Raw genomic sequence first — 2,418 nt, 5'->3', positions numbered from 1 at the left:
GGCGGCGGCACCCCGGGCTGGCACGTGCTCGGCCGGGAGACCTTCCTCGCGCCGGTGACGTGGACGGACGGCTGGCCGGTCGTCGGCGACCTGGTGTCCGGGCCGGAGGTCACCGGTTCGCACCGGGACGACTTCGAGCACGGCGAGTTGTCGCCGTGCTGGATCTCGCTGCGCGACCGTCCCGTCGAACACTGCACCACCATGCAACGGCCGGGCTGGCTGACCCTGCGTGCACGCGGCGTCTCCCTCAACAAGCCGGACGTGGTGTTCGTCGGCCGCCGCCAGCAACACCTGGCCTGCCAGGCCCGCGCCCTGGTCGACGTCTCGACCGGACGCGGCGGACTGGCCGTCCGGCTCGACGAGGAACACCACTACGAGATCGAGGCCGCCACCGGCGAAGTGCGGGTCATCGCCCGCATCGGGCCGTTGAGAAGCATTGTGGCGTCCCAACCCCTGCCCGCGGGTCCGGTGGTTCTGGCCATCGAGATCGCGCCCCGGGCCGCGCGGGACGCACGCACCGGACCCGACACGATCCGCCTCGGCGCGGAGTCCGACGGGGTTCTCACCGCGCTGGCCGAACTCGACGGCAAGTACCTGTCGACCGAGGTCGCCGGCGGCTTCACCGGCCGGGTGCTCGGCATGTACGCGGCGGCCGGCACCGTCCACTTCGACTGGTTCGACTACGACTTCTGAGAAGGGGAACCCCATGCCGAAGACACCACGCTTGTTACGAATGTCGGTCAGCGTCCTGCTGGCGCTGGCCGCCGCCGGCCTCACGGCCGGCACGAGCGCGGCCTCGCCGCCGGCGGCGCAGTCGGCGCCCGCGGATCCGATGAAGGCCGTGGCGGCCATGCAGCCCGGCTGGAACCTGGGCAACACCCTGGACGCCATTCCGGACGAGACGTCCTGGGGCAACCCGCTCGCCACCAAGGCCCTGTTCGACACGATCCGGGCGCAGGGCTTCCACAGCGTCCGGATCCCGGTGACCTGGAGCGGCCACGCCTCGGCGACCGCGCCGTACACGATCGACCCGAAGTTCCTGGGCCGGGTCAAGCAGGTCGTCGACTGGGCGCTGGCCGACGGCCTCTACGTCGAGATCAACGTCCACCACGACTCGTGGCAGTGGATCGCCGACATGACCACCCAGCACGACCAGGTGCTGGCCCGCTTCGACGCGACCTGGCAGCAGATCACCGCCGAGTTCCGGGACGAGTCGAGCAGGCTGCTGTTCGAGAGCGTCAACGAGCCGCAGTTCAACAACGCCACCGACGCGCAGAAGACGCAGTTCATGAACGAGCTGAACACCTCGTTCCACACCATCGTCCGCCAGTCCGGCGGCAACAACGCCACGCGCCTGCTCGTCCTGCCGACCCTGGGCTGCACGCCGGACCAGAAGCTCATGGACGACCTGGCCGCCACCATCAGCTCGCTGCACGACCGTTACCTGGTCGCCACCGTGCACTACTACGGCTACTGGCCGTTCAGCGTGAACATCGCCGGCGGCACCACGTTCGACGCCCAGGTCAAGAAGGACATGACCGACGCGTTCGCCCGGATGCACGACACGTTCGTGGCCAAGGGCATTCCGGTCTACCTCGGCGAGTACGGCCTGCTCAGCGAGCCGACCACCGACACGGTCGAGCGGGGCGAGATGCTCAAGTACTACGAGGAACTCGGCTACCAGGCGCGGCTGGCCGGGGTCACGAGCGAGCTGTGGGACGACGCCAACTTCCTCAACCGCGACACCTTGCAGTGGCGGGACCCCGCCCTGGTCGCACAGATCAGGTCGAGCTGGTGCACGCGCTCCGCCACCGCCTCCTCGGACCTGGTCTTCGTGCCGAAGTCGAGCCCGATCGGCGACGAGAAGTTGACACTGAACCTCAACGGCACGACCTTCCGCGGCCTGTGGCAGGGCAACACCCGTCTGGTCGAGCGCCGGGACTACACGGTCTCCGGCGACCAGCTCACGCTCACGGCCGCCGGGCTGACGCGGTTGGTCGGCAACCGGGCGTACGGGGTGAACGCGACGATCGAGGCTCGGTTCTCCGCCGGGCTTCCGTGGCAGCTCAAGGTGATCACGAACGACCCGCCTGCGCTGTCCGCCGCCACCGGCACGACGAGCTCCTTCACCGTGCCCACTCAGTTCCGCGGTGACGTGCTGGCCACCATGGAGGCCAAGTACGCCGACGGCACCAACGCCGGCCCCGCCAACTGGACCTCCTACCAGCAGTTCAACAGCGCCTTCGCACCCCACTACGCCGACAACGGCATTGTTCTCACCGCCGACTTCTTCAAGGCGGTCAACGACAACGCGCCGGTGACGCTGACCTTCCACTTCTGGAGCGGCGCCACCGTCACGTACCACGTGACGAAGTCGGGCAGCGCGGTGACCGGCTCCTCGTCCTGATGACCCGGCGG

The 2,418-nt window shown here is 69.1% G+C and carries 1 protein-coding gene and 1 pseudogene; both read left to right on the top strand.

Annotated elements, in window-relative coordinates; translation table 11 throughout:
- A pseudogene (locus KUTG_RS03645) lies at nucleotides 1-693 on the top strand (glycoside hydrolase family 43 protein); the annotation flags it as partial.
- Nucleotides 694-733: 40 nt separating this feature from the next.
- Nucleotides 734-2,407 carry a cellulase family glycosylhydrolase gene (locus tag KUTG_RS03640; RefSeq protein ID WP_232240640.1) on the top strand — a complete coding sequence of 558 codons (1,674 nt, stop codon included), beginning with the start codon at nucleotides 734-736 and terminating at the stop codon, nucleotides 2,405-2,407.
- Nucleotides 2,408-2,418 lie beyond the last annotated feature (11 nt).

The sequence above is a fragment of the Kutzneria sp. 744 genome (genome assembly GCF_000568255.1).
Classification (GTDB): Bacteria; Actinomycetota; Actinomycetes; order Mycobacteriales; family Pseudonocardiaceae; genus Kutzneria.
Note: the sequence above shows the minus strand (reverse complement) of the source record. Positions and strands in the feature narration are given on the sequence as shown.

Excerpts from the sequence above, each read along its gene's own strand:
- KUTG_RS03640 (WP_232240640.1), top strand. The coding sequence starts at position 734 with ATGTCGGTCAGCGTCCTGCTGGCGCTGGCCGCCGCCGGCCTCACGGCC.